This window comes from Neorhizobium sp. BT27B (genome assembly GCF_050455485.1).
Classification (GTDB): Bacteria; Pseudomonadota; Alphaproteobacteria; order Rhizobiales; family Rhizobiaceae; genus Neorhizobium.
This window is the reverse complement of sequence record NZ_JBCIYT010000014.1, coordinates 17919-35349: the sequence shown is the minus strand read 5'-3', so window position 1 is coordinate 35349 and position 17431 is coordinate 17919. Positions and strand designations below refer to the sequence as shown.

The following is a 17431-nucleotide window of genomic DNA, read 5'->3' as shown; positions in this document are numbered from 1 at the left end:
GATTGTTTTGTAGAGCGGCAACCGGGAATAGGCAATCAGTTCAATGTGCTTTGGCCCAGTCGCGGACGCGCAAAAGGCTTTTTTCGAGAAGCGCCAAGGCCGCGGCTTCGTTTTCTGCTTCGACATAACAGCGCATTTCCGGTGCGTTGCCGGATGGGCGCAGATGAACGATGGAGTGATCGAGTAGCGTTACCCGCAGGCCATCGATATCGCTGATGGAGCCGACGTCACCAAGCGGTGCAAGGAAAGCTGCAAGATTTTCGGGCGATTCTCGCAGATGCGCCATCAGCGCCGCACTGGTTTCGACAGCAAAATTCTCCAATCGGTCGGCGGCGGCGACAGGCAGATTGAAATCGGCAGCGATGCTGGACAACGGCTTGCCCTCGCGTCGTGTCAGAAGCAACGTAGCGAGGACCGGCAGAAAACTGTCTCGGGTCGGAAGGGCGGTCAGTGTCGTGCCCGCAACGGCAAAATCCGACTGTGTCAGTACGCCGCCATTGGCCTCGAACCCCATCACCGCCGTCTCGCCTGCCGCACTGGCCGCGTTCATGCCGTCGATGACGAAAGGGGAGCCGACTTTCGTGCGGGTCACGCGAAAGCCACCGGCCGCTTCGATGCCGGAATTGGAGGTAACGGGTGTCACGACAACCTCGGCATCGAGAAACCGGGCGACGATGAGCCCGAGCAGGTCGCCACGCAAAGGCGTTCCCGTTTCGTCGGCCACCAGCGGCCGGTCGCCATCGCCGTCGGCGGATACGATCGCGTCGAGATGATGTTCCTTTGCCCAGCCGCGCAGGAGTTCGATTGTCTGCGCCGATACGGCTTCGGTGTCGACCGGTATGAAATGATCGGATCGTCCGAGTGCTACGGTCGTTGCGCCATAGCCAGTGATCACATCGATCAAACCATCGCGGGCGACAGTGCTATGCTGGTAGACGCCGATCTTCAGCCCGGACAGGGCATCAGCCGGAAGCAGGCGCGAATTGCGTGCCGCGAAAAGCGCCAGCGCCTCTTTTTCCTCGCTCCGTGCGGAGCCGGGCGTCAGGTCGAAAATGCTGTCGCTGATCTCTGCGGCGATGTGTGTGATTTCGAGTTCGTCCGCCTTGTCAATTTCACCATCAGGTCGATAGAATTTTATGCCATTGCGGTCTGCCGGAATATGAGATCCCGTGACCATCAGTGAGGCGCAGCCTTGCGTCATCGCATAAAGCGCGAGCGCCGGCGTCGGGAGTGACCCGCAATCGACAGCTGTCAGGCCGGCGCGCTGAAGTGCTCCGATGCAGGTCGCAGCGATATCCGGGCTGGAGGGGCGGTAATCACCTGCAACAAAGATGCGATCCCCGGTCTTCGCGTGCCCGGCAGCGAGCAGATGCTGTGCGAAGGCAGTGGCATACAAAGCCGATGCGTGACCTTGAAGGTCCGTAACAAGGCCGCGAAGTCCACTGGTGCCGAATTTCATGAAAGTTCCTCAGCTGGAAATAGTTGCTGTTACTCTGGGTAAGCTGTCACGCGCGCGAGTCAATATCCAAACGATGAAACTCGTCCTTCAGCAACTGCAAGTAGGTGTTCTATCGGCGGCCGGTCTGTCAGGGGAAGACCCGGGCTATGGTCGCAAGCCGACGGTGGCGCTGTCATCAACATTGGAACCCGGGCTTGGCTCATCCGTTCCGATGGGTAACACTGTCCCCGAAATTTCCAAATCCCACCCAGCCAATCGCAAGGGTTCGACATGATCACTGCCAAGCGAATCGTCCTCGCCAGCCGTCCGACAGGGGCGCCGAAGCCCGAGAATTTCCGCGTCGAGGATGCCGAGTTGCCGGAGGCCGATGAAGGCGAGGTGACTGTCCGCATTTTGTATCTGTCCCTTGATCCGTACATGCGCGGGCGCATGAGCGAGGCCAAGTCCTATGCGGCGCCGGTTCCGGTCGATGGCGTGATGGAAGGCGAAACCATCGGCGAGGTGCTCAAGTCGCGGCACAACGATTTTGCGCCGGGCGATATCGTTCGCGGTCGCACCGGCTGGGTTACGCATGCGGTCATCCGTGGTGACCGGCTCCGGCATGTGGAAACGCATGGCGCACCGCTGACAACCGCAATCGGTGTTCTCGGCATGCCGGGCTTTACCGCATGGAGCGGGTTAAAATTCATCGGCAAGCCAAAACCCGGTGAAACCGTTGCCGTAGCTGCCGCATCCGGCCCTGTGGGGTCCATGGTTGGACAGCTTGCAAAACTCTGGGGAGCGAGGGCAGTCGGTATTGCCGGCGGCGCGGACAAATGCGCTTTCGTGAAGGACGAACTCGGCTTTCATGCCGCCATCGACCATCGTAGCGAAAACCTTCCATCCGAACTTAAAACGGTCTGCGCCGACGGTATCGACGTGTATTTCGAGAATGTCGGCGGCCATGTCTGGGATGCTGTTCTGCCACTGCTGAACACCTATGGCCGCGTTCCCGTATGCGGGCTCGTGGCCCATTACAACGGAACATCGACGTCGGAGAGCGATCGTCTGCCGGAAACCATGTCGGCGATCTTGCGGCAAAGCCTGCTTGTCCGGGGTTTTATCCAGACCGAATTCGCGCCGGACCATTTCGATGAATTCCTGAGCGACATCGGTCCGCGTGTTGCATCCGGCGAGATCAAATACCGCGAGGATATTGTCGACGGTTTCGAGAATGCTCCGGAAGCATTCATATCGATGCTCACGGGCGGCAATTTCGGCAAACTGATCGTCCAGCTGTCGTAAGGGGCAAAGAGGAGATGCCCTTTCCGTCAGCCGCGGTCGTAGCCAAAATTGTCCGCCCCTGACGGCTTCACTTTGAACTTTTGCTCGAAACGTCAAACCGATCATCGACAGGCACGGCCAGCCCGGTCGCCAAGGCGTTGGTCTGGCTGGCAAGTGCGATGACCTGCAAAAGCTCGGCGTGCATGGAAGGCGTCATGCCTTTCGCCCGCGCGGCTGCGGTGTGGGAGTGTATGCAGTAGCCGCAATTATTGGCTGTCGATACGGCAATGTAGATCAGTTCCTTGACCAGGGGATCGATTTCTCCCGGCGCCATGACTGTCGGCACCTTTTCCCAGATTGCCTTCAGGTGATCGGCATCATGCGCGAGAGCACGCCAGAAGTTGTTGACATAATCGGTGCCGCGGCGCTCGCGGATTTCGTTGAAGACGGCAAGCGCTTCCGCGCTTGCATCCTCATCCGTTAACAATGGAACCACCGCCATCAGATAAGCGCCAGAATGCGGGCAGGGCCACCTGTGCCGCCGCGATGTGTCGGCGCCCCCACGATGATCGTTGCTCCCTTGACCGGCAGCGCTTCAAGATTGTTCAAGCCCTCGATACCGTAGCGACCCGCCGGCAACCAGGAGTTATGGACCGCGAAATCGGCGGAGTTGCCCGGATCCAGCGAAAGTGTGTCGACGCCGATGGCCACCGTGTCTCGTTGCAGCAAAAGATCGGTTGCCGATTTCCCGAAACCGGGAAAGGCGAATTTTCCAGCGTCGTCGGTCCGGAAGGACGGGCTTTTCACCTTGGTCGCCCATCCCGAGCGCAAAGCCACGACTGCGCCTGCGGGAAGATCGCCGTTTGCGCTGATCCAGCGCTCGATATCGGCGGCTTCGATTGACGTATTGGCTTCTTCCCTGGCGCGATCCGTTACGTCGATGATGACAAGTGGTGCGACCAGCTTTTGCGGTTCCAGCCGGTCAACGCTGGCGCCATCGGCACTGAAGTGGAAAGGCGCATCGATATGGGTGCCGGTATGCTCGAAAATCGTCAGCTTATGCAATTGATAGCCGTCCTTGGCGATTTCGGCAGCCCATTCGAACTCTATTCCCGGTTGTCCATCGAATGTCGGAAATGTTGAATCGTAGACATGGGTGAGATCGACAACTTGCCTGGCTGTCTGCGCAAGCACAGGTGTCGGCAGGCTTGCGGCCGCCATCGCCGCACCCGCGAGTGCTGCGCCTTTGAACAGCAGGCGCCGCGACAGCATGTTTCGCTTCACGTCTTCAATCACGCATTGATTGCACATCCAACTCGTCCCTCCGTTGAAACACCTCGTCATGACGGTACTCCAAACACGGAATGGAGCAAGAAAAGATCGTTCGCAGGTTGCGTTGTGGTAAGAACACAGGACGACCATGGCCCAGTCATCGTGTCGGGAAGCAATCTCTACCTCGGCAAGCCGATGTGCATCAGGCTGAACCGCTGATTCATATGGCAAGGCTGTTCTGAATGCCGTCGGTGAGAGACCTGCCGCTTGAACTCACGGGGTTCATCGGCATTCTCGTCGTCAACACGTTTGCAGCGGAAGCGCTGTTCTGTGCGGAGTTCCATACGCATGGCGGCGCAATTGCTGCCGGGGGAGCGTGTAAAGACAAATCTGTCTGCTGCCAAACAGGACGCTGCGATCCTTCTGCGTTCGCAGCGCTAATTTTTAATGTGATCAGGAACGACGTCCTGCCCGAAATCGGTTCTTTACCGCCTATATCCCCGCCTATCAAAAACGCGGCGGCGGCGGAGTGGCCTTCTTCGGCAGGGAGTTTGCATAGGCCGCAGCCTCGCCGGAATAGGGAAAGTCCTCCCCGAGTTGCCGGTCACCGTCGTAAACCTTGAAGGTGGGGCCGTCGAGTTCAACAATCTTATAGCCGTTGACGTATTCGAACTGAGGTGTTTTCCAACCCATTGTGCGTTTCCTGTTAAAAGTCCGGTATCTTTCGGATGTAAGGCGGTGCGCCGATCCAAGGCGCTTGTCTTATTATAATTTCCCTGCGCCGTATCTTGTGCAGCCGGTCTATCAGGTGCGTGACCGGAAGGCTATTTTTCTCGCAAACAGAGTTCGATCACAGCTCAAGGTCAGAGGGCCTGCTTATCTGATTGCCGCGACCTGGCAAGTGGTGGATCGCCGACCAATCGCCCGACCCTTGCTGCTCGCCGGCAGGCATCCCATCTCATATTCCATGTACGGAGTTTTGAAATGGATGCCAAAACCAACAAACATACACCTGAAAAGCTGATCGAAATCATTCCGCCGGAACCACAGGTTCGGTGCAGAGCTGGCGCGAAGATCTGTATCTGTTGCGAGCAAAGCCGGCCCGCATCTGCTATGGACGATGATGGCTGCGGCATATGCGAAGAGTGCCTGTCGCCATGAGCATCACGCCGGATGATTTGAGGGCGTTCGAAATGGCGCTTGAAACGTATGCCACTGGCTATAGCGAAGGAGAATTTTCCGGCCGGCGATGGGGGATGACGATCAATCGCTCGGTCGACAGTCGCCGTATCTGGCTGTTTGCCGAGGATCTTGCCGGAAGCGACATTGTCTCGTTCAACCTATATCGCCTCGCCGATGGACGTCCTGTCCTCAAGCCATGCGAAATGTCCTCGGACAAGGTCATCGATTTCGTCCTGAAGTTCCAACCGGATCGATGTGAGTTTGTTGATAATCGATCTCTTGGGAAACACGCGGCGTCGATTTAGGCAGTTGGGTCAAGAGGGATGCGTTAAGTGCATGGCTGTGCTGCAAACTGCGGTCTTATCTATGTCAAAAAAACACGGTATCTATCTTTTCAACGAAGCGATGCACCTCCTCCCGCAAAGCTTCGTGTTTCGGGCGACCCACTCCTCCTCCCAAGGGAAGCCTGAGGGAACAGCGGCACTCCTCCTCCCAGTCGCTGTTCGGTTCTTTTGGAAAAGCCTGCCGCACCTCCTCCCGCGGCAGGCTTTTTCGTTTGGACCAAACAAACATCATTCCGGTTTTTTATTGCCAGCATTGTAATCCGAATATGCGTGTAAATTGCGCAAGGTTCGGCCGAAGGCGTGCGTGAGTCGGGCATTTCAGGGTCGCGTCGCTCAGCGCCTGAAGTGCATCTGCATCGCGTAGCAGCAGCTGATCGTCGTCATGGATGCCACATAGCGAAGAACTTCGTAGGGCAATCCGGTTCGTATCGCTCTTGACCGCTTGCCCGAAGGCAAACGGAAGCAGATAGTGGAAATTATGACACACCTTATCCAAAGGAAAACTTGACCGAGCAGGATCTGCGCACTGCACGCGGGCTTTCGATGCTATAGAGTGCAGGCGGCTGAGCCTGAAAGGCTTGATGCGAACGCGTCAGTTCCTTTAGAGACAACCATGAAAATTTTACTGCTGCGATTTTCTGAGGAATGAACTTGAACAACGCAAGGCCGGCGCTTCTTCTCGTGACTGCCTCACTTCTGCCTGCTCTGGTTCTGGCCAGCGTGATGGGGTGGTTCTTCATCAACGAGCAGCAACAGGGGCTCGATGCCGATCTGCGCGACCGCGCCGCCATTCTGGCCGGCGCCCTTGACCGCGAGCTTAATACCCAGATCCAGCTTCTTTCGATCGTTGCCGATTCACCACGCCTGGACCTGCCGGTTTCCCGCACCAGCTTTGCCGAAACCGCGCGCAGGCTCAAGGATCAGGTTGCCGCGTGGCAACAGATTCGCGTTTCGAATGACGAGGGCGAGGTCGTTTTGGCCTATCCGCCGCTGTCGGTGTCCGCTTCTCGCGAGGTTGTCGATCTCGAAAGCCATAAACGTGTGATCGAGACCGGCATGCCGGTCGTCGGCAATATTGCCATCGGCAAGGGTGGCAAGGCGGCCTTTGCCGTTCGCGTTCCTGTCCGTCGAAAGGATCGCCTGCGGGCCGTGCTGTCGGTGGTTATAAGGCCGGAAACGATTACGCAGATGCTTTACGCGAGCGGTTTGCCAAACGACTGGTCTGCCTGGGTGGTGGACAGCCAGGAGCGGCTGGTGGCGACCACCAGTTCGCCGGAACTTGCCGCCATGGCGGCGACGGAATTTGCGCGGCCGCAGGATGATCTCTTCATGCTGTCAAACGGCAACGCTGTGCGTGTGGCCGAAGCGCAGATCGGTGCGACGACATGGCGGGTCAAGATTGGATTGCCGGCGTCTCAATACAATCGACCAGCCATGCATGCGGTGATCTTTCTCGTCGGCGCCGGCCTGATAACGATCCTGCTATCCGGCATTGTCGCGGTGCTGCTCTATCGGGAAATGCGCTCGCGTGCCGCCGAACGGGAAAGCCTTGCCAATTGGCAGCGCATGGATGCGCTCGGAAAACTGACGGGTCAGGCTGCCCACGATTTCAACAACCTTCTGATGGTGTTTCAGGCGGGTGTTGATGGCATCGAACGTCGCCGCGGCGATGAAGAGCGCGTGACGCGTCTTCTCGGCAATATGCGGCAGGGCGTAAACCGCGGCAAAACCATTACCCGGCGTCTTCTATCCTTTGCCAGACGTTCAAACCAGGGTGCGGAACATCTGGATCTGGAAGCCAAGATCGCTGAAATGACGCCGCTCCTGCAGCAGGCGCTGAACGACAGCGTTTTGCTGGATATTCGGATCCCCAACGATGTCTGGGGCGTCCATGCCGATCCGGTCGGCCTTGAGATTTCGCTGATCAATCTGCTTACCAATGCCCGAGAAGCGATGGCAGACGGCGGTAATGTGGTGATCAGCGCCCGCAACGTCGACGACGGGGTGGTCGAGGATAAGCGGCTCAAGGGGCCAGTCGTGGCGCTGACAGTCACGGACACCGGCAGAGGCGTGGCTGCGGCGGAACTCACGCGAATATTCGAGCCTTTCTATTCGACCAAGGACAATGGAGGTCCGGGTCTGGGCCTGACGCAGGTTCTCGGCTTTGCTGAGGGCAATGGTGGTACGGCGAGGGCGACGAGCCTGGCCGGTCAGGGCAGCGCGGTCACGCTCTACCTGCCAAAATCTTTGGTCGAACGTGCACCGAAAGTTGCAGAAGCCAACATTCCCGGCATGCCTGCCCACATACTGATCGTCGATGACACACCGGCTTCGCTGGAGGCGGCAAGGACCGCTCTCGAGGATGCCGTGACGTCCATCCGCACCGCGAAGGACGGAACGGAAGCGCTTGCGCTGATTGAAAAGCATCCGCAGATCGATGCCGTTCTCAGCGATATCATGATGCCCGGCATGTCGGGAATAGAGCTTGCGGACAGGATTGGTCAGCTCCGCCCACGTCTTCCGGTCGTCTTGATGACCGGATACAGCGACAAGCTGGAGGCCGGAGCGAAAATCGTGTGGCCGATCGTGATGAAACCATTCGAGCAGTCGGAGATCGTCAAGGCGCTGACGTCTGCCCATCTATCCGCACCCGATCTTACCAACATCATCAAGCTGGACGTTCATTCAAAAAGCTGAAGGCCTCTGTGGCATCGATGGCCGATTGATTGTCGGAACATCTGAGAGGCCGTCGCATTGTCCAGAAAAGGAGATGCGACAATGAAACAGATCACCCGACCCCGTTACAGCCTGGAAGCGCTTCAGCAGGCCTACACGCTCAATCTTTCCCAGGCCTCCGACCTTTTGAAACGGTTCGGTTCGGATAAGGCTTCGATCGACAAGATCATGAAACGGTGCCAGCCTCGCGTCGACAATGATCGCCGGTAAAGGTGGGCGGAAATCCAGCAGGCAGATCGAAAATCGTAATGGGCGTCGAAAGAAGATTTGCGTTTTCGGAGGTTTTGCTTAGGCAATTGCGGTGATATGTTTCCTGAACCCAAGAACAGGATGGTAATGCGTATGGGCCTGGTAAGCATGATACTGGAACTGCGGGACAGCAAGACCGCTGAGATCGATCAGGATCAGTCTTCTCGTGAAAGCCGGTTGGCAAGCATGGAGACAAAGCCATCCTCTCAGTCTGGAATTCGCACGCAGGAGGCGATTTCACTAAGGACGTTTGCTCTCAGGCTCGATACGGCAAAAAGACGTAATCAGAGACTGGGATGAACCCGCTGTCGGCTGCACATCGTCCACACCGGAAGCTGCAAAACGGATACTCTAGGGTCAAAACTCAGCTCGAGCTTCGACGCCAGGATCCAGGGGATACGCCCTTGATCCTCGAAAAAAAACGCGTGAAGTGGCTTTGGTCTGAAAAACCACAAGCGATCGCCACTTCCGCAAGGTTCAACTCGGAACGTCGCAGCAGGTCGCAGGCGCGGGCTAACCGTTCGCCGATCAGCCATTGGTGAGGTGTTACCCCTGTCGTCTCGCGGAACATGCGGGTGAAATGTCCGCGGGACAGGTTGCAGGCGTGCGCGACGTCCGCAATAGAAACCTCACCGCCAAGATTTTCCGACAGCAGTTCCTTGGCCAGCCGCTCGTGCGCAGGTGAGAGCTTCAGTCTACGCTGGACGACGGTCACCGGCTGACCGCCATACCACTGCACCAGATGGGTGCCGATCGCGGCGCTCAAGTGTTCAATATAAAGCGGGCTTGCCAAGGCAGGATTTTCGAGAGCGGGAAGCAGGGCACGGCCGAGGTTGGCGAGAACCTTGTCCTCGACAGCGGTTCGAGGGCTTAGAGAGCGAACCGAGGGCACGCTTGCATGCTCGGAGAAGGATGCAAGGGCGGCGGCGGACATCTCGAACAGCATGAATTCGAAGGGACCACCCAGATCGGCCTTGTAGTCGCAGGATAGATCCCGGATGTAGATGGAGCTGTCGGAGAAAGCATGAGCCGTCGAATGGTGCTCGTGGAAAATGCGTCGGCTGTGTCCACCCATGAGAGACAGGCCGACGACGAACCCACGGTCGCTGCCCTCCATCTCGACCTGGTCAAGGTCGATGCCGGGGGTCCCCTTGCGCAGAATGGCCATGCCGGGAGCCCTGAGAGCCTGGTTGATGGACAGCCTGTTAAGAGTGCAACCAAACCCGTCGGTCTTGATCTCCGTCTTGTGTTGGTCACGAGTGGGGGACGCTGGGATCACGTGGTTTCTCTCATTGCGACCTCAAGTTTATGTCGGCGGCATCGTTATTGTGCAAGATCGCGCTGATGAAGACGGTTAGAAACTTTATTCGGGTCAAACGCGTTACCACCCTTTAAAGCCTTTGAGTAAGATGAACGAAACACAACTGGGTGAAGTTCTGCCGGTATCTGCAACAATCGCAGCCTGCTTCGGGATCAGCAACCCGAAGTCTTTGGCCGTTCGCCCGTTTCGTGACGCGGAGATTTCCATCGTATATCTCCATGCGACTGCGCCGGCCAACCAGCGAAGGTTGGTCAGGTTTGCGCCGGACGATGCCTATCTGATCACGCTCTATCTCGTGGATGTTGAACACCGGGATGTTTATCAGGGAGGTGCTGCGACCGCGTTCAGGATCTATCAGAAAAGATCGATCTGTCTCATCGACCTCAGGCCCGGTGCCGCGATCGAGATCCGGGGATCATTCGAAGCCTTGGCGTTTCATATTCCCCGCCGTTATCTCGACGAGTTGTCGGCGCATGCCGGCGAGGCGCCTGTTGGCGAACTTCGTACCTGCCGCGGGGCCGATGACGAGGTGGTTGAAAGCTTGGGTGCCGCCTTCGCCGACATGTTCGACATGCCGGCTGAGACAGAGCCGCAGGCCTTGACGCATATCGTCATCGCGTTCGGCGCTCATCTGATGCATCGCTATGGACGACCGACGATCTCAGACGGACCGTCGGTCATGCCCTAGGGTCTGTGCTATTCCTGAATGAACTTCAGGAGGTCGGCGTTCAGAACGTCGGCATGGGTGGTAAGCATACCATGCGGGTAGCCCGCATAGACCTTCAACGTGCCATTCTTCACCAGTTTGACGGACAGTCTGCCTGCATTGTCGATCGGCACCACCTGGTCGTCGTCACCATGCATGACGAGAACGGGAACGGTGATTGCCTTGAGATCTTCCGTCTGGTCGGTCTCGGAAAAGGCCTTGATTCCTTCGTAATGCGCCTTGGCACTGCCCATCATGCCTTGGCGCCACCAATTCTGGATCACGCCGGGATATACCTTCGCGCCTTCGCGGTTGAATCCGTAGAACGGGCCGGTCGGGAAATCGAGGAAAAGCTGCGCACGGTTTTCGGCCACCCCCTTGCGGATCCCGTCGAACACTTCCATCGGCAAGCCGCCCGGATTGGTAGCAGTCTTGAGCATCAGCGGCGGCACGGCGGACACGAGGACGGCCTTTGCAACGCGGCCGGCAGGCTGGCCGTGCTTGGCAACATAGCGGGCCACTTCACCGCCGCCGGTGGAGTGTCCGATATGGATGGCATTCTTCAGATCGAGATGCTCGACAACGGCAAAGGCGTCGGCGGCGTAATGGTCCATGTCGTGGCCTTCGGAGACCTGAGCCGAGCGACCATGGCCACGGCGGTCATGGGCAACGACGCGAAAACCTTTCGAGAGGAAGAACAGCATCTGTGCGTCCCAGTCGTCGGACGACAGCGGCCAGCCGTGATGGAAAACGATCGGCTGTGCGTCCTTCGGACCCCAGTCCTTGTAGAAGATTTCAACGCCGTCTCTGGTGGTTACGTAAGCCATTGTCTTGTTTCCTTTGGTTGGATGCGGGGTGGATGATGTCTCGGCTGCGAGGGTAAACGAGGCGGGAACTGCAAAGCTGGCGGCGATGGCAGCTCCGGAGAGCAAAGTACTGCGGCGCGTGATGGGGAAATCGTTGTTTTTCATTTTTAGTTCCCTGGAACTTTGCACGTCTCGTAAAAGAGACGCTTGATATCGTTTGTTGGAGGCATACTGGCCGCAAAAAATGGTGGATACAATTGCATTAATGCTGTCGATATAATTGCGGAAAATGGAATTATTGCAGGAGGCGGAGGTTGCCGCCTCCTCTGTTTTCAGGCTTTTCCCGGCCGGTTGATCGTCAGGAAGTGACGAACCACTGGCTTTTCCGGGCCGGAGTGATAGGCGAGCACCTTTCCCTGCAGATCCGCATCGGCATTGGAGACGCGCTTGTGCTGGCGTAGATGCTCGGCCCAGGATTCAACCATGAACCATTCGACCATCTTCTCCGGGTCGCCTGAATCTTCGGTCACACCCCAGCCATAGGCACCGTCACGGCGGCGTTCCTGGGAAAGTCGATCGAGCGCATGCAGGAAGGCACGACGGTTATGCTTTTCGACATGGTATTCGATCAGGATGAGAACTGGTCCGCGATCGTGGGCAACGGGTTCGGCAACAAGCGGCTCGGGCCAATGGTTGGAAGGAACCATGTCCGCATCGCCGGCAGGAAGCTTGATGCGGTGCATGATGAAGCCTGCAACAAGAAGGCCTGCGGCTCCGATCAAAAGCGTACCCTGTATGCCGACAGCCTCGCCGATGGCACCCCATCCCAGACTGCCGGCCGTCATGGCGCCGTTGAATACGGTGAGGTAAACGGCGAGGCCGCGGCCACGCACCCAATTGGGCAGGATGGATTGCGCCGCGCCATTGAGCGTTGTCAGCGCAGTGATCCATGCTGCACCAAGGAACAGAAGGGCGATGATGGCAACGGCCTTCGGCGGTGCAAGGGACAGAATGCCCATGACAATAGCGGTGATCAGTGCGGCGCCGAGAAGCAGACCATCGGCACTCAGGCGTTCACGCAGCTTTGGCATGATCAGCGCACCACCGATCGCACCGGCACCCACGGCACCCAGCAGGATGCCGTAGAAGCTGGCATCTCCGCCGAGCAACTGACGGGCAACGAGCGGAAGCAGTGCCCAGACCGCGCTGGCGAACGCGAAGAAGATCGCAGCCCGCAGCAACACGACATGCAGCGGCTTGCTGGCGCGGGTGTAGCGAAGGCCGGCCCGAAATGCGCCGAAGAAATTCTCCTGCAGGGCATCATTGGCATTCTTGGCGCGCGGCCACCAGACGAGAGCCGCGATGACGACGATATAGCTCGCGACATCGGCGCCGTAGGTTATGCCCGCCCCGAAGGCGGCGAGCAGCAGGCCGCCAGCGGCCGGTCCGATCGACCGAGCGATATTGATGCCAAGCGAGTTGAGAGCGACGGCGCTTTTCACATCCTCGCGCTTGACCAGTTCAGGCACGATCGCCTGCCAGGTCGGCCCCATCAAGGCTGCGCCGATGCCGCCGAGGAAGGTAAGCCCGATCAACGCGCTGACGGAGAGCATTCCTGTCTGGGAAAGGACCATCAACGAGATGCTGACGGAGGCGAGCAGAAACTGGACTGCAATCAGAAACTTGCGACGATCCAGAATGTCGGTGAGCACGCCGGCCGGAATGGCGAGAAGGAAGATCGGCAGGGTGCCGGCGGCCTGAACCATGGCAACAGCGGCGGGAGAGGCGGAAAGATCCGTCATCAACCAGGAGCTCGCGACGTCGCGCATGAAGCTGCCGGTATTCCCTAGAACGGTGGCGATCCAGAGGACGGCGAAGACGGGCTGTGCAAGGGGTGCGAAAGTGCCCCCGGATGTTTTCGTGGGGCTCATTTGGCTGCTCCCTTGGCAAGATCGACAGCAGCGACGAAGACGAACGCACCTGCGAGGCCGAGATGTTCGAAGAAGGCATTGGTCGCCATCATGCGGTCCATGCCTGGCGCCATTTCCCAAAAGCGGAGCGCGATGAATGTGGCCATGAGCGTAAAGCCCGCAAGCGAGAGAGCTGCGGCCCAACGAAGGAAGCCGGACACCACCATGGCGGAAGCCGTCAGTTCGAAGGCGATGACGGCAACTGCAAAGAGTCCGGCCGGATGAAGACCGAAATGCTCCATCTCGGCGATCGCGCCATTGAAGTCGGCAATCTTTGTCAGCGGGCCCTGGATATAGGCTGAGCAAAGGGCCAGAAGCGCAACAGTACGGGTCGCCGGCGCGGTGACGATACTTTTCAGCAAAGCGCTCCGGCGAGTTTGGGATTGAGAACGGGTGGTCATGTCTGCACCTCTAGATCTGGCCGGTCGAACCGAGCGGCGCCGTTGTGGTCTGATGGAGCGATATTGACCGGAAAGATTGCCGCCAACAATTGCACCAATCATTTCTATTTAATTGCGATAATCGAAATTATTGAGGTATTGCGGGCGGCGATTATCGCCCGCAATACAAAGCGTGGTGGGATGCCTCACACGGCCCAGCAGGAGCAGCCAAGCGCGCCGAAAAAGCCTTTCAGGTCCGCGATCGGCAGTTTCGATGTCCAGGCGCCGGCGTGATCATGGCCATGGACGCCGCAATCGCTGGCGCAGCCGCATGTGGAAATGGCCGTACGGCGTAACGAGCGTGCGCCCGCACCTTCCGGCTCTCCCCACGCGGCATAACCGCCGAACTTGCGCACCGGCGACCAATCGGGCATGGCCGGCGGAATGTTGCTTTCATCGAGAGCCGAAAAATCGCCGGCACCGTAGACGATCTTGCCGCCAACCATGGTCAGGTCCGAGGTCAGGAACGAGATTTCGTCCTCGGCGCAGGCAAAGAAATCCTTGTCCGGCACGACAAGATCGGCGAACTGGCCCTTTTCTATCCGGCCCTTCTTGCCTTCCTCGTTGGAGAACCAGGTGACCTTTTCGGTCCACATGCGAAGTGCGGTTTCACGATCGAGGCAATTGGCGCGGGGATAAAGCTGCATGCCGCCCACCGTCTTGCCGGTCACCATCCATGACAGAGACACCCACGGGTTGTAGGAGGCGACGCGGGTGGCATCGGTGCCGGCCGACACGTTGACGCCTTTGTCGAGCATACGCTTGATCGGCGGCGTGGCTTCGGCAACGCCATGGCCGTAGCGCTCAACGAAATACTCGCCCTGATAGGCCATGCGGTGCTGGGTGGCGATGCCGCCGCCGAGTGCGGCGATGCGGTCGATCGAGCGTTCCGAGATGGTTTCTGCGTGGTCGAAGAACCAGTTGAGGCCTTCAAGCGGAATATCCTTGTTGACCTTCTCGAAAACGTCGAGCGAGCGCGAGATGGTCTCGTCATAGGTCGCATGCATGCGCCACGGCCAGCGGTTCTCGGCCAGAACGCGGACGACCTCCTCGAGCTCGCCTTCCATTTCCGGCGCCATTTCCGGGCGCGGCTGGCGAAAATCCTCGAAATCGGCGGCGGAAAAGACGAGCATCTCACCGGCGCCGTTGTGGCGGAAATAGTCGTTGCCCTGCTTGTATTTGACCGACGACGTCCAGTCGAGAAAGTCCTGCTTCTCTTCCTTCGGCTTCTGGGTGAAGAGATTGTAGGCAAGCCGCACGGTGAGCTGGTTCTCGTCCGACAGTTTCTGAATGACCTGGTAGTCGTCGGGGTAGTTCTGATTGCCGCCGCCGGCATCGATGACACCGGTAATGCCCAGCCGGTTCAGCTCGCGCATGAAATGACGGGTGGAATTGACCTGGTAGTCGAAAGGCAGTTTCGGGCCCTTCGAAAGTGTCGAGTAAAGGATGCCGGCATTCGGCTTGGCGAGCAGCATGCCTGTCGGATTGCCGTTGGCATCGCGGGTGATCTCGCCGCCCGGCGGGTTCGGCGTGTCGCGGGTGTAACCGACGGCGCGAACGGCTGCGCCATTCAGCAGCGCACGATCATAAAGATGCAGGAGGAAGACCGGCGTGTCGGGCGCGACCGCATTGATCTCCTCGATGGTCGGCAGACGCTTCTCGGCAAACTGGTGCTCGGTAAAACCGCCGACGACGCGAACCCATTGCGGCGCGGGCGTGATCGCCACCTGGCGCTTGAGCATGTCCATCGCATCGGCCAGAGAACGAACACCATCCCAGCGCAGTTCCATATTGTAGTTGAGGCCGCCGCGCACCACGTGGGTGTGGTTGTCGATCAGGCCGGGCAGCACACGCTTGCCCTTGAGATCGACGATTTTCGTGTCCGGGCCGGCATGGGCCATGACTTCGGTATCCGTGCCGACTGCGAGGAATTTTCCATCCTTGATGGCGACGGCGCTGGCATTCGGATTGGTGCGATCAAGCGTGGTGATCAGGCCATGATGAAGAATGAGATCGGCGTGCATGGTGGCGGCTCCGGTCTGAACGGGATCGGCGGCATTGGCCGGCGAAAAGAGATTGGAGAATGCGAGGCTGGACGCCCCGCCGAGAAAGGTACGTCGCGTCGTCATCAGCCACGCTCCCCTGTCTGGCTCTGATCACTGGTGGCGATATCGACCGGCTTGGCACTACCCTTCGGCATATGGCCGAACATGTGCGGCTTGATCTGGTGCAGCCATGACATCGCTGCCGGCTCCTTGCTCCAGAGCGTTTTTGCCAGCGGGATGATCTGTTCACCGACAAGGATACCGAGCAGACCGACCAGAGCGATGACCGGCGGTGCCGGTGAGCGAACGTTCAAAAGGCTATAGACAATACCGACCAGAAGACCGGCGCCGAGAGACAGAAGATAGATTTTCATGGAAACCTCCTCGATGAACGGGGGCCGCTCCGACATTGGGGGCATCGGAGCGGCCTATCGGGCCTTACCTTGCGGGGTTAGGGCCGATACGCTTGCCATGGCTGACGCGCTCGGCGCCGCCATGAACGTGAGTGACGGCATAATCGATGCCCATGCCGTAGGCGCCGGAATGTTCCTTCACCAGCGAGGTGACGGCGTCATAGGTTTCCTTGCGCGCCCAGTCGCGCTGCCACTCGAGCAGGACCTGCTGCCATGTGACGGGAATGACGCCAGCCTGCACCATGCGGTCCATCGCGTATTTGTGGGCATCCGACGAGGTTCCGCCAGAAGCATCGGCCACCATGTAGATCTCGTAATCCGGCACATCGTGCAGGGCGGAAAGCGCGAACGTGGTGTTGCAGACTTCGGTCCACAGACCCGAAACGACGATCTTCTTGCGGCCTTCGGCGGCGTTCTTTGCAAGCGCGTCGCGAACGTTCTGGTCGTCCCAGGAATTCATCGAGGTGCGCTCGAGGATGTCGTTTTCCGGGTAAACGGCAAGGAGTTCCGGGAAGGTGTTGCCGGAGAAGCTGTCGGTTTCGACCGTGGTGATCGTCGTCGGAACGTTGAAGATCTTGGCCGCCTTGGCGAGACCGACGACATTGTTCTTCAGCGTCTGGCGGTCCATCGACTGAACACCGAAGGCCATCTGCGGCTGCTGGTCGATGAAGATGAGCTGGCTGTTCTTCGGGGTCAGGACTTCGAGCTTGCTGAACATCTGGAATTTTCCTTTTGAATTGGATTGGTTCGGGAATGGGGCAGGGAAGGCGGCAAGTCTTGAACGTTAGGGTGCCGCCTTGTCTGAAAGTGATATTGGACCGCGTCAGGCCGCGAGCGGCGTCAGGCCGGTTTCATTGCCGTAATGAAGGGGAAGGACGTTGGGATCGTTGAAATTCATCGTCTGCTTGACGTGGCGCAACCCCAACGCTTCGGTGAAGAAGCTGTTGTTTTTCCGAGCGTCGGAAGACATGGAGGTGATGTGGTGGAGGCCCCTGATGTCCTTGATCATGATCTGCATCCTTGCTGCCTTGCGGTGTGTCGTTTCGTCTGAAATGAAACTACCGCCTTCGCAGACGCTTAAGAATTGCAATAAAGATTTCGAATGAATTGCGTCGTACGCAATAATCCATGAGCGATCGTAGGGGCCTGATGACTTTTTGCCCGCGAGGGGCAAGCGCAAATTTGCGCAGGTGGCGCGAGAACTCGACATGCCCCGGCGGCGGGC

Annotated in this window: 18 protein-coding genes and 1 pseudogene; 7 read left to right on the top strand and 12 right to left on the bottom strand. The window is 58.5% G+C overall.

Going from position 1 to position 17431, the window contains the following annotated elements; all coding sequences use genetic code 11:
• Positions 1 to 40: 40 nt before the first annotated feature.
• Entirely contained in the window at positions 41 to 1459 is a 1419-nt protein-coding gene (locus tag AAIH70_RS26535) for a phosphomannomutase (protein ID WP_132279908.1), read from the bottom strand.
• Here AAIH70_RS26535 and AAIH70_RS26530 point away from each other — a divergent pair.
• Together AAIH70_RS26530 and AAIH70_RS26525 are read left to right on the top strand one after the other, a co-directional pair.
• Positions 1458 to 1733 (top strand): hypothetical protein, encoded by a 276-nt coding sequence (locus AAIH70_RS26530; protein WP_132279905.1) that lies wholly within the window; start codon positions 1458 to 1460, stop codon positions 1731 to 1733. The two genes, AAIH70_RS26535 and AAIH70_RS26530, sit on opposite strands and share 2 nt — an antisense overlap.
• Positions 1730 to 2743, top strand: a complete 1014-nt coding sequence (locus tag AAIH70_RS26525) for an NADP-dependent oxidoreductase (RefSeq protein ID WP_132279902.1) — start codon at positions 1730 to 1732, stop codon at positions 2741 to 2743. The genes AAIH70_RS26530 and AAIH70_RS26525 overlap by 4 nt, the downstream gene beginning before the upstream one ends.
• A 67-nt stretch (positions 2744 to 2810) precedes the next feature.
• Here AAIH70_RS26525 and AAIH70_RS26520 read toward each other — a convergent pair whose 3' ends face one another.
• The 3 genes from AAIH70_RS26520 to AAIH70_RS26510 form a co-directional block, all read right to left on the bottom strand.
• Positions 2811 to 3224, bottom strand: coding sequence for a carboxymuconolactone decarboxylase family protein (locus tag AAIH70_RS26520; RefSeq protein ID WP_132279899.1), 414 nt, complete (start codon positions 3222 to 3224; stop codon positions 2811 to 2813).
• The gene (locus tag AAIH70_RS26515; protein ID WP_132279896.1) at positions 3224 to 4033 is read right to left on the bottom strand and encodes a cyclase family protein; all 810 of its coding nucleotides are present in this window, start codon (positions 4031 to 4033) and stop codon (positions 3224 to 3226) included. The genes AAIH70_RS26520 and AAIH70_RS26515 overlap by 1 nt, the downstream gene beginning before the upstream one ends.
• 468 nt (positions 4034 to 4501) lie before the next feature.
• Positions 4502 to 4687 carry a hypothetical protein gene (locus AAIH70_RS26510; protein WP_132279893.1) on the bottom strand — a complete coding sequence of 62 codons (186 nt, stop codon included), beginning with the start codon at positions 4685 to 4687 and terminating at the stop codon, positions 4502 to 4504.
• Positions 4688 to 4978: 291 nt separating this feature from the next.
• On the opposite strand from AAIH70_RS26510, the gene AAIH70_RS26505 reads away from it, so the two are divergent.
• The 4 genes from AAIH70_RS26505 (at position 4979) to AAIH70_RS26490 (ending at position 8466) form a co-directional block, all read left to right on the top strand.
• Positions 4979 to 5155: a hypothetical protein gene (locus AAIH70_RS26505; protein WP_165932140.1), complete on the top strand. Its 177-nt coding sequence runs from the start codon at positions 4979 to 4981 to the stop codon at positions 5153 to 5155.
• Entirely contained in the window at positions 5152 to 5481 is a 330-nt protein-coding gene (locus tag AAIH70_RS26500; protein ID WP_245519368.1) for a hypothetical protein, read from the top strand. The genes AAIH70_RS26505 and AAIH70_RS26500 overlap by 4 nt, the downstream gene beginning before the upstream one ends.
• Positions 5482 to 6171: 690 nt before the next feature.
• Complete coding sequence (locus AAIH70_RS26495; protein WP_245519367.1) at positions 6172 to 8217, top strand: response regulator; 2046 nt, start codon at positions 6172 to 6174, stop codon at positions 8215 to 8217.
• An 81-nt stretch (positions 8218 to 8298) separates the two neighbouring features.
• Positions 8299 to 8466, top strand: a complete 168-nt coding sequence (locus AAIH70_RS26490; protein ID WP_165932139.1) for a hypothetical protein — start codon at positions 8299 to 8301, stop codon at positions 8464 to 8466.
• 403 nt (positions 8467 to 8869) lie between these two features.
• Here AAIH70_RS26490 and AAIH70_RS26485 read toward each other — a convergent pair whose 3' ends face one another.
• Entirely contained in the window at positions 8870 to 9673 is an 804-nt protein-coding gene (locus AAIH70_RS26485) for an AraC family transcriptional regulator (RefSeq protein ID WP_245519366.1), read from the bottom strand.
• A 241-nt stretch (positions 9674 to 9914) separates the two neighbouring features.
• On the opposite strand from AAIH70_RS26485, the gene AAIH70_RS26480 reads away from it, so the two are divergent.
• Positions 9915 to 10514 (top strand): hypothetical protein, encoded by a 600-nt coding sequence (locus AAIH70_RS26480; RefSeq protein WP_132279887.1) that lies wholly within the window; start codon positions 9915 to 9917, stop codon positions 10512 to 10514.
• An 8-nt stretch (positions 10515 to 10522) separates the two neighbouring features.
• Here the strand turns inward: AAIH70_RS26480 and AAIH70_RS26475 are convergent, their stop codons facing one another.
• From AAIH70_RS26475 to AAIH70_RS26445, 7 genes and pseudogenes are all read right to left on the bottom strand, one after another.
• Positions 10523 to 11359 (bottom strand): alpha/beta fold hydrolase, encoded by an 837-nt coding sequence (locus tag AAIH70_RS26475; protein WP_430036692.1) that lies wholly within the window; start codon positions 11357 to 11359, stop codon positions 10523 to 10525.
• 311 nt (positions 11360 to 11670) lie between these two features.
• Positions 11671 to 13269 carry an MFS transporter gene (locus tag AAIH70_RS26470; RefSeq protein ID WP_132279881.1) on the bottom strand — a complete coding sequence of 533 codons (1599 nt, stop codon included), beginning with the start codon at positions 13267 to 13269 and terminating at the stop codon, positions 11671 to 11673.
• Entirely contained in the window at positions 13266 to 13709 is a 444-nt protein-coding gene (locus AAIH70_RS26465; protein ID WP_132279878.1) for a DoxX family protein, read from the bottom strand. The genes AAIH70_RS26470 and AAIH70_RS26465 overlap by 4 nt, the downstream gene beginning before the upstream one ends.
• A 185-nt stretch (positions 13710 to 13894) precedes the next feature.
• Positions 13895 to 15877 (bottom strand): amidohydrolase, encoded by a 1983-nt coding sequence (locus AAIH70_RS26460; protein WP_132279875.1) that lies wholly within the window; start codon positions 15875 to 15877, stop codon positions 13895 to 13897.
• Entirely contained in the window at positions 15877 to 16167 is a 291-nt protein-coding gene (locus tag AAIH70_RS26455; RefSeq protein ID WP_132279872.1) for a XapX domain-containing protein, read from the bottom strand. Before AAIH70_RS26455 ends, AAIH70_RS26460 begins: the two co-directional genes overlap by 1 nt.
• A gap of 64 nt (positions 16168 to 16231) precedes the next feature.
• Positions 16232 to 16924, bottom strand: a complete 693-nt coding sequence (locus AAIH70_RS26450) for a hydrolase (protein ID WP_132279869.1) — start codon at positions 16922 to 16924, stop codon at positions 16232 to 16234.
• Between the two features lie 126 nt (positions 16925 to 17050).
• A pseudogene (locus AAIH70_RS26445) lies at positions 17051 to 17215 on the bottom strand (ring-cleaving dioxygenase); the annotation flags it as partial.
• Positions 17216 to 17431: the final 216 nt, after the last annotated feature.

Coding starts and splice junctions, on each gene's coding strand:
- AAIH70_RS26530 (WP_132279905.1), top strand. CDS start 1,458: ATGAAAGTTCCTCAGCTGGAAATAGTTGCTGTTACTCTGGGTAAGCTG.
- AAIH70_RS26535 (WP_132279908.1), bottom strand. CDS start 1,459: ATGAAATTCGGCACCAGTGGACTTCGCGGCCTTGTTACGGACCTTCAA.
- AAIH70_RS26525 (WP_132279902.1), top strand. CDS start 1,730: ATGATCACTGCCAAGCGAATCGTCCTCGCCAGCCGTCCGACAGGGGCG.
- AAIH70_RS26520 (WP_132279899.1), bottom strand. CDS start 3,224: ATGGCGGTGGTTCCATTGTTAACGGATGAGGATGCAAGCGCGGAAGCG.
- AAIH70_RS26515 (WP_132279896.1), bottom strand. CDS start 4,033: ATGTGCAATCAATGCGTGATTGAAGACGTGAAGCGAAACATGCTGTCG.
- AAIH70_RS26510 (WP_132279893.1), bottom strand. CDS start 4,687: ATGGGTTGGAAAACACCTCAGTTCGAATACGTCAACGGCTATAAGATT.
- AAIH70_RS26505 (WP_165932140.1), top strand. CDS start 4,979: ATGGATGCCAAAACCAACAAACATACACCTGAAAAGCTGATCGAAATC.
- AAIH70_RS26500 (WP_245519368.1), top strand. CDS start 5,152: ATGAGCATCACGCCGGATGATTTGAGGGCGTTCGAAATGGCGCTTGAA.
- AAIH70_RS26490 (WP_165932139.1), top strand. CDS start 8,299: ATGAAACAGATCACCCGACCCCGTTACAGCCTGGAAGCGCTTCAGCAG.
- AAIH70_RS26485 (WP_245519366.1), bottom strand. CDS start 9,673: ATGGCCATTCTGCGCAAGGGGACCCCCGGCATCGACCTTGACCAGGTC.
- AAIH70_RS26480 (WP_132279887.1), top strand. CDS start 9,915: ATGAACGAAACACAACTGGGTGAAGTTCTGCCGGTATCTGCAACAATC.
- AAIH70_RS26475 (WP_430036692.1), bottom strand. CDS start 11,359: ATGGCTTACGTAACCACCAGAGACGGCGTTGAAATCTTCTACAAGGAC.
- AAIH70_RS26470 (WP_132279881.1), bottom strand. CDS start 13,269: ATGAGCCCCACGAAAACATCCGGGGGCACTTTCGCACCCCTTGCACAG.
- AAIH70_RS26465 (WP_132279878.1), bottom strand. CDS start 13,709: ATGACCACCCGTTCTCAATCCCAAACTCGCCGGAGCGCTTTGCTGAAA.
- AAIH70_RS26460 (WP_132279875.1), bottom strand. CDS start 15,877: ATGACGACGCGACGTACCTTTCTCGGCGGGGCGTCCAGCCTCGCATTC.
- AAIH70_RS26455 (WP_132279872.1), bottom strand. CDS start 16,167: ATGAAAATCTATCTTCTGTCTCTCGGCGCCGGTCTTCTGGTCGGTATT.
- AAIH70_RS26450 (WP_132279869.1), bottom strand. CDS start 16,924: ATGTTCAGCAAGCTCGAAGTCCTGACCCCGAAGAACAGCCAGCTCATC.